The 8,239-nt window shown below is 72.8% G+C and carries 7 protein-coding genes; 4 read left to right on the top strand and 3 right to left on the bottom strand.

Annotated features, from left to right (window positions below; translation table 11 throughout):
* Positions 1-121: 121 nt before the first annotated feature.
* Entirely contained in the window at positions 122-1,351 is a 1,230-nt protein-coding gene (locus ACFV4F_RS02370; RefSeq protein ID WP_380437997.1) for a DUF349 domain-containing protein, read from the bottom strand.
* Between the two features lie 268 nt (positions 1,352-1,619).
* Positions 1,620-2,468: a peptidylprolyl isomerase gene (locus ACFV4F_RS02365; RefSeq protein ID WP_380437996.1), complete on the bottom strand. Its 849-nt coding sequence runs from the start codon at positions 2,466-2,468 to the stop codon at positions 1,620-1,622.
* Between the two features lie 278 nt (positions 2,469-2,746).
* On the opposite strand from ACFV4F_RS02365, the gene ACFV4F_RS02360 reads away from it, so the two are divergent.
* The 4 genes from ACFV4F_RS02360 to ACFV4F_RS02345 all read left to right on the top strand — a co-directional run bounded on the left by ACFV4F_RS02360 (position 2,747) and on the right by ACFV4F_RS02345 (position 7,123).
* On the top strand, positions 2,747-3,454 hold the full coding sequence (locus ACFV4F_RS02360; RefSeq protein ID WP_380437994.1) for an MBL fold metallo-hydrolase: 708 nt from the start codon (positions 2,747-2,749) through the stop codon (positions 3,452-3,454).
* A gap of 11 nt (positions 3,455-3,465) precedes the next feature.
* A complete protein-coding gene (gene hisS / locus ACFV4F_RS02355) occupies positions 3,466-4,728 on the top strand; it encodes a histidine--tRNA ligase (RefSeq protein WP_380437992.1) in 1,263 nt (420 codons plus the stop codon).
* Positions 4,725-6,515 carry an aspartate--tRNA ligase gene (gene aspS, locus ACFV4F_RS02350; RefSeq protein WP_380500147.1) on the top strand — a complete coding sequence of 597 codons (1,791 nt, stop codon included), beginning with the start codon at positions 4,725-4,727 and terminating at the stop codon, positions 6,513-6,515. Before hisS ends, aspS begins: the two co-directional genes overlap by 4 nt.
* Before the next feature lie 95 nt (positions 6,516-6,610).
* Positions 6,611-7,123 (top strand): GNAT family N-acetyltransferase, encoded by a 513-nt coding sequence (locus ACFV4F_RS02345; RefSeq protein ID WP_380498729.1) that lies wholly within the window; start codon positions 6,611-6,613, stop codon positions 7,121-7,123.
* Here the strand turns inward: ACFV4F_RS02345 and ACFV4F_RS02340 are convergent.
* A complete protein-coding gene (locus ACFV4F_RS02340) occupies positions 7,120-8,037 on the bottom strand; it encodes a LysR family transcriptional regulator (RefSeq protein WP_380437986.1) in 918 nt (305 codons plus the stop codon). The two genes, ACFV4F_RS02345 and ACFV4F_RS02340, sit on opposite strands and share 4 nt — an antisense overlap.
* Positions 8,038-8,239: the final 202 nt, after the last annotated feature.

The raw sequence follows: 8,239 nt of genomic DNA, 5'->3' as shown, positions 1-8,239 counted from the left end.
GGGCCTCCCCCCCCCCCCCCCCCCCGGGCGCGCGGGGCGCCCCCGGGGGGGCGCACGCCCCCGGGGGCATCTTGCAAACCCAGCCCCCGGGGGCCCTTCGCCGTTCAGCGGGCCGAGGGGATCAGCCGCTGAACTCGTCCTGGCTCTTGTGGGCCTGCTCCAGCAGTTCCTGGACGCCGGCCAGCTCCTTCTCCAGCTTGGTGACCTTGGAGGCGTTGCCGGCGGCGCGGGCCTTGTCCAGGTCGGCCTGGATCTTGTCGGCCTTGGCCTGGAAGAGGCCGACCATGCCGGCCGCGCGGGCCTTGGCCTCCGGGTTGGAGCGCTTCCACTCGCTGTCCTCGGCCTCGCGGATCGCCCGCTCGACCGCGTTCAGCCGGCCGTCCAGCTTCGGACGGGCGTCGCGCGGCACGTGCCCGATCGCCTCCCAGCGCTCGTTGACCTCGCGCAGCGCGGCCTTGGCGGCCTTGAGGTCGGTGATCGGCAGGATCGCCTCGGCCTCGACCGCCAGCGCCTCCTTGAGCTTCTGGTTCTCCACCTGCTCGGCGTCCCGCTCGCTGAACACCGCGGAACGGGCCTGGAAGAAGACGTCCTGCGCGCCGCGGAACCGCGCCCACAGCTCGTCCTCGACGTCCCGCTGGGCGCGCCCGGCGGCCTTCCAGCGCGCCATCAGGTCGCGGTAGCGGGCCGCGGTGTCGCCCCACTCGGTGGACGAGGACAGCGCCTCGGCCTCGGTGACCAGCGACTCCTTGGTCTGCCGGGCCTGCTCGCGCTCGTTGTCCAGCGCCGCGAAGTGCGACTTGCGGTGCTTGGAGAAGACCGAGCGGGCGTGCGAGAAGCGGTGCCACAGCTCGTCGTCGCTCTTGCGGTCCAGGCGGGGCAGGCCCTTCCAGGTGTCCACCAGGGCGCGCAGCCGGTCGCCGGCCTCCCGCCACTGGGTGGACTCGGCGAGCTGCTCGGCCTCCGCGACCAGCGCCTCCTTGGCGGTGCGGGTCTCGTCCTGGGCCTTGGCCCGGGCGGCCTTGCGCTCCTCGCGCCGGGTCTCGATCTCACCGGCCAGCGTGTCCAGCCGCTTGGCCAGGGCCTCCAGGTCGCCCACCGCGTGCCCCTCGGTCACCTGCGCGCGCAGGTGCTCCAGCGCGGTCTGGGCGTCCTTGGCGGCCAGGTCGGTGGTGCGCACCCGCTTCTCCAGCAGGCCGATCTCCACCTCGATGCCCTGGTACTTGCGCTCGAAGTAGGCCAGGGCCTCCTCGGGCGAGCCGGCCTGCCAGGAACCCACGACGCGTTCGCCGTCGGCCGTCCTGACGTAGACCGTGCCCTGCTCGTCGACACGGCCCCACGGGTCGCTGCTCATAGCGCGTCCTCCACATGACGTCGCGCCCGCGCCGGGGCGGCGCGCGTCCGTCGTCCACAGTTGATGTGCGGCGGACCGAAGAAGTCCGCCGTCCCCGTCCGCCGTGTCCTGCTCGCCGAGGGTGACGGCTAAGGCGGGTCCGGGCACCCTACACAACGCCAACATAGGCGACCAGGCCCGGTGCTGTCCGCATCCGGGCCGGGCGATTTCGGGCCGGGGCCGCGCCGGAGCGCGCTCGGGAGCGCGCCGGGGCGGGCCCCGGGGTTCGTCAACCCTTGGCCGTGGTCACCGAGTTGAGGGTGACGTCGGCCATCGGGTGGCCGTCCGGGCGGCCCTCCAGGGTGCCCGCGGCGGCGATCTTCTGCAGCACGTCCAGGCCCCCGGTGATCTTGCCGAAGGGGGTGTACTTCGGGTCGAGCTGGGTGTCCTTGTAGACCAGGAAGAACTGGCTCCCGTTGGTCCCCGGGCCGGAGTTGGCCATCGCCACGGTGCCGGCCGGGTAGGTCGCGCCGGCCAGGTTCTCGTCGGCGAACTTGTAGCCGGGGCCGCCCATGCCACCCGGCACGGTCGCGCTGGCGGTCGGGTCGCCGCACTGGAGCACGAAGATGCCGCCCGTGGTGAGGCGGTGGCACTTGGTGTGGTCGAAGTACTGCTCGCCGGACAGGAAGGCGAAGGAGTTCGCCGCGTGCGGGGCCTTGGCCGCGTCCAGCGCGATCGTCACCTTGCCGCAGTTGGTGTCCAGCGTCGCCGTGTAGGTGCCCGAGGCGTCGAGCGTCATGGCCGGCTCGGCCTGCCACTGCTTGCCGTTCGGCTTGCCCGGCGCCGGGTCCGTGCAGCCCTCGACCGGCTTGCGGGTCGGCGCGGGCGGCGCGCTGGCGTCGGTCGCCGCGGGCTGCGTCGGCGCGGCCTGGGCGGTGCTCGACTTGTCCTTGTCGTCCGAGCCGAAGGCGCCCGTGGCGAAGAGGGTGCCGCCGCCGGCCAGGACCACCACGGCGAGCGAGGCGCCGAGGATCGTGTTGCGGCGCTTGCGGGCACTCGCCGCCGCGACGCGGCGCTCCATCTGGCGCTCGTACTTCTCGCGGGCGAGCTGCCGCCGCCGCTGTTCGCTGCTGACCACCGGCCGTGTCTCCTGAACGATGTGCGCTGGGCCTCCCGCCCGATCGCGGGCGAGGAGGGATGGTGAAGGATTCCGGAGCGGATCATCGCATCCATCGGCGGCCAAGTGTAGGGACCCGGCCCGTAAGAAGGCGGTGAACCTGTCAGGCGAACCGCGCCCGGCACCCCAATCTGGTTCGCAACCGGACCCGCACCGCCGGTAGGCTGCCCCTAAATCACTCTTGGCAGCATCCGTACTGGCAGCCGTCACAGCCTGTCGCCGCACACCGAAGGACGCGCGTGTTCATCGCCGGATTCCCCGCTGGAGCCTGGGGCACCAACTGCTACCTGGTCGCGCCGGGGCCCGGTGAGGAGTGCGTCATCGTCGATCCCGGCCACCAGGCCGCCGCCGGCGTCGAGGAACTGGTCCGCGAGCACCGGCTGAAGCCCGTCGCCGTGCTGCTCACCCACGGCCACATCGACCACGTCGCCTCGGTGGTCCCGGTCTGCGGCGCCCGCGGCGTCCCGGCCTGGATCCACCCCGAGGACCGGTACATGATGGCCGACCCGGAGAAGGCGCTCGGCCGCTCCCTGGGCACCCAGCTGATGGGCGAGCTCACCGTCGGCGAGCCCGACGACGTCCGCGAGCTCACCGACGGCAGCGTGCTGGAGCTGGCCGGCCTGCGGCTCACCGTGGACCACGCCCCGGGCCATACCGGGGGGTCGGTGACCTTCCGGACGCCCGGAGCCGAGGACCTCCCCCCGGTGCTCTTCTCGGGCGACCTGCTGTTCGCCGGCTCCATCGGGCGCACCGACCTCCCGGGCGGGGACAGCGAGGCGATCATGCGGTCGCTGGCCCGGGTGTGCCTGCCCCTCGACGATTCCACCGTGGTCCTCTCCGGCCACGGCGGTCAGACCACCATCGGCCGCGAGCGCGCCACCAACCCCTACCTCCGACAGGCAGCGGGGGCGGCCGGCGCCCCGGCTTTCCCGCGACGAGGAATGTGACGGAAGAGAAGTTGAGCACCTTCACCGCCCCCAAGGGCACCTACGACCTGCTGCCCCCCAGCTCCGCGACCTTCCTGGCGATCCGCGAGCGCATCGCCGCGCCCGCCCGCCGGGCCGGTTACGGCTACATCGAGACCCCGGTCTTCGAGGACGTGAAGCTGTTCTCCCGCGGCGTCGGCGAGTCCACCGACATCGTGACCAAGGAGATGTTCTCCCTCACCAAGCGCGGCAAGGAGGACCTCGCGCTGCGCCCCGAGGGCACCGCCTCGGTGCTGCGCGCCGCGCTCCAGGCCAACCTGCACAAGCTGGGCAACCTGCCGGTCAAGCTCTGGTACTCCGGCTCGTACTACCGCTACGAGCGCCCGCAGGCCGGCCGCTACCGCCAGTTCTCCCAGGTCGGCGCCGAGGCGATCGGCGCCGAGGACCCGGCGCTGGACGCCGAGCTGATCATCCTCGCCGACGACGCGTTCCGCTCGCTGGGCCTGTCGAACTACACGCTGCTGCTCAACAGCCTCGGCGACAAGCAGTGCCGCCCGGTCTACCGCGCCGCCCTGATCGACTTCCTCTCCGGCCTCGACCTGGACGAGGAGACCCGCCGCCGCGCCGAGATCAACCCGCTGCGCGTCCTCGACGACAAGCGCGAGTCCGTCCAGGAGCAGCTCGTCGGCGCGCCGATGCTGCGCGACTTCCTGTGCGAGGACTGCAAGGCGTACGACGAGAAGGTCCGCGAGCTGCTCACCGCCAACGGCGTCGCGTTCACCGACGACCCCAAGCTCGTGCGCGGCCTGGACTACTACACCCGCACCACCTTCGAGTTCGTGCACAACGGCCTCGGCGCCCAGTCCGCGATCGGCGGCGGCGGCCGCTACGACGGCCTGTCCGAGATGATCGGCGGCCCGGCGCTGCCGTCCGTCGGCTGGGCCCTCGGCGTGGACCGCACCTACCTCGCGCTGGAGGCCGAGGGCGTCGTCCTCGACCTGCCGGCCGCCACCTCCGTCTACGCCGTCGCGCTCGGCGAGGAGGCCAAGAACCTGCTGTTCGCCAAGGTGGTCGAGCTGCGCCGGGCCGGCGTCGCCACCGACCTCGCCTTCGGCGTCAAGAGCATCAAGAACGCCATGAAGTCCGCCGACCGGTCCGGCGCCCGCTTCGCCCTGATCGCCGGGGACCGGGACCTCGCCGAGGGCGTCGTCCAGCTCAAGGACATGAGCACCGGCGAGCAGTCCCCCGTCGCCCTCGACGCACTCGTCACCACCCTGAAGGAGAAGCAGCTGTGATCCGCACGCACGACGCGGGCACGCTCCGCCCGGAGCACGCAGGCACCACCGTCACCCTGGCCGGCTGGGTCGCCCGCCGCCGCGACCACGGCGGCGTGGCCTTCATCGACCTGCGCGACGCCTCCGGCACCGTGCAGATCGTGGTCCGCGACCTGGACTCGGTGCACGGCCTTCGCGCCGAGTACTGCGTCAAGGTCGTCGGCGACGTCCGGGTGCGCCCCGAGGGCAACGAGAACCCCGACATCCCGACCGGCGCCGTCGAGGTCGTCGTCAGCGACATCGAGGTCCTCTCCGAGGCCGCGCCGCTGCCGTTCCCGGTCGCCGAGTACGAGCCGGGCACGGTCAACGAGGAGGTCCGGCTGCGCTACCGCTACCTGGACCTGCGCCGCGAGGGCCCGGCCAAGGGCCTGCGGCTGCGCTCGAAGGTCAACAACATCATCCGCCGGGTGATGGAGGAGAACGACTTCCTCGACATCGAGACGCCGTACCTGACCCGCTCCACCCCCGAGGGCGCCCGCGACTTCCTCGTCCCGGTCCGCCTGCAGCCCGGTCACTGGTACGCCCTGCCGCAGTCGCCCCAGCTGTTCAAGCAGCTGCTGATGGTGGCCGGCATGGAGCGCTACTACCAGATCGCCCGCTGCTTCCGCGACGAGGACTTCCGCGCCGACCGGCAGCCGGAGTTCACCCAGCTGGACATCGAGGCCTCGTTCGTCGACCAGGAGGACATCCTGGCCCTCGGCGAGAAGATCGTCGGCTCGATCTGGCGCGAGGTGCACGGCTACGAGGTCCCGAACCCGCTGCCGCGGATGACCTACGCGGACGCCATGTCCCGCTACGGCTCCGACAAGCCGGACGTCCGCTTCGGCCAGGAACTCACCGACCTCACCGCGTACTTCAAGGGCACCGAGTTCCGCGTCTTCCAGGCCCCGTACGTCGGCGCCGTGGTCATGCCGGGCGGCGCCTCGCAGCCCCGCAAGGCCCTCGACGCCTGGCAGGACTGGGCCAAGGCGCGCGGCGCCCGCGGCCTGGCCTACGTCGTCATCGACGCCGAGACCGGCGAGCTGCGCGGCCCGGTCGCCAAGAACCTCTCCGAGGAGCACCTGGCCGGCCTGGCCGCCGCCGCCGGCGCCAAGAACGGCGACGCGATCTTCTTCGCGGCCGGCAAGGAGCGCGCCTCGCAGGAGCTGCTCGGCGCCGCCCGTCTGGAGATCGGCCGCCGCTGCGAGCTGATCGACGAGTCGCAGTGGGCCTTCCTCTGGGTCGTCGACTTCCCGATGTTCGAGCCGATCGAGGACGACAAGGGCGAGTTCCAGGGCTGGCACGCGGTGCACCACCCGTTCACCGCCCCGACCGCGGAGTCGCTGGCCACCTTCGACACCGACCCGGGCTCGGCGCTGTCCAACGCCTACGACCTCGTGCTCAACGGCTCGGAGCTGGGCGGCGGTTCGATCCGCATCCACCAGCGGGACGTCCAGAAGCGCGCGTTCGACGCGATCGGCCTGTCCGAGGAGGAGGCGGCCTCGCAGTTCGGCTTCCTGCTGGACGCCTTCAACTACGGCCCGCCGCCGCACGGTGGCGTCGCCTTCGGCCTGGACCGGATCGTCACCCTCCTCGGCGGGTACGACACCATCCGGGACGTCATCGCCTTCCCGAAGACGTCCACCGGCGGCGACCCGCTGACCGGCGCCCCGACCCCGATCACCCCGGCGCAGCGCCGCGAGGCCGGCGTGGACGCCCAGCCCAAGGTCCGCGAGGACGCCAAGTCCGAGGCGCAGCCCAAGGGCTGACGCACCATCGGCTAACCTGCAACGGCCCCGGACGGTCCACCCACCGTCCGGGGCCGGTCCACAAGGACGTGTGACACAGGGAGGGTTGACCACCCATGAAGGTCAGAACCAGAGTCGAATGTCCGGACGACGCGCCGGCCACCCGGCGGGTCCACATGGCGGCGTTCCCGGGCCCGGACGAGGCGGACCTCGTGGACGCGCTGCGGCGCGACCCGGCCTGGCTGCCCGGGCTCTCGGTGGTGGCGGTCGACGACGGCGGGCTGGTGATCGGGCACGCCCTGCTGACCCGGCTGCGGGTCGGCGCGGACGGCGAGGGCCTCGCGCTCGCGCCGGTCGCGGTCGCGCCGGAGTGGCAGCGCAAGGGCGTCGGCGAACTCGTCGTGCGCGCGGCGCTGTCGGCGGCCGAGGAGGCGGGGGAGAAGCTCGTGGTCGTCCTCGGCGACCCGGCCTACTACCGCCGGTTCGGTTTCGCGCCGGCCCGGCTGCACGAGGTGACCGGCCCGTTCGAGGTGCCGGAGGCGTACTTCCAGACGCTCGCGCTGCCCGGGTACGACGGCGCGCCGCGCGGGCTGTGCCGCTACCCCGAGCCGTTCGAGGCCGCGGCTTAGGGCGTGCCCTGATCCCGGCCCGCGGAGCCGAACGTGGCCCGGCAGCTGTGCACGAACGCGGCCATCGCCGGGGTGAGTTGGCGGTCCCTGGGCCAGTAGAGCCCGACCTGGCTCGGACTCAGGTCCGCCACCGGCCGGTACGCGACGTCCTCGCGCGGCGCCAGCCGGCTCATGGTCTCCGGTGCGATCCCGATGCCCTGGCCGCACACCACCGCGGCCAGCCACTCGTCGGTGTTGTGCGCCACCGCGCCGATCCGCACCGGACGCCCGCGCCGCTCCTCGCCGGCGAGCCAGTACTCGCGCCAGTGCCCGGCCTCGTGCGGGATCGCGACGAACGGCTCGTCCAGGAGGTCCGCCAGCCGTACCTCCGCCAGCGATGCCAGCCGGTGCCCGGCGGGCATCGCCACCACCCGCGGCTCCTCGCCCAGCACGGCGACGTTGTACTGCGAGGCCAGGTAGGGCGGCGCGTGCCAGAGGGTGAGGTCGATCTCCCCGGTGGCCAGGCCCGAGGTCGGGTCGAACCAGTTGTTCTGCCGTAGCTCCACCTGCCAGCCGGGCATCCGCCGGGAGAAGTCGGCGACCGTGCTGCGGGTCATCAGGTTGATGATGCCGCCCTCGAACCCCACCCGCAGCGTCGCCACCTGCTCGGCGGCCGCCGCCCTGGTGGCGCGCAGCGCCTCGTCCCAGCCGGCCAGCATCGCGCCGGCGTGCTGGGCGAGCGCGCGGCCGGCCGGGGTGGGGGTCATGCCCCGGCGCGAGCGCTCGAAGAGTTCGACCCCGAGCAGCGTCTCCAGCTGGCGGATCTGCTTGGTCAGCGTCGGCTGGGAGACGAACAGCCGGGCCGCGGCGGCCGTGAGCTGTCCCTCCTCGCAGACCGCGGCGAAGCTGCGCAGCAGGCGGGTGTCGATATCCATGCCCCAAGGTTATGGAACCGGAAATTGGACCGGTCCGGCAGGTCTGGGCGAAGGTTGATCGTTCGGTCTCGCGACCGGTGATCGGGGGAGTGGGGGGGCGCCGCGGGGGGGGGGCGGGGGGGGCCCCCCCCCCCCCCCCCCCCCCCCCCGAGAGGCCCCTGGGCGCCCCGCCGGTGGGTCTAAATTAGGTTGTGGGTGGGTT

The organism is Kitasatospora sp. NPDC059722, assembly GCF_042733235.1.
Classification (GTDB): Bacteria; Actinomycetota; Actinomycetes; order Streptomycetales; family Streptomycetaceae; genus Kitasatospora.
The sequence above is the reverse complement of the archived record's forward strand: the minus strand, read 5'-3'. Positions and strand labels throughout refer to the sequence as shown.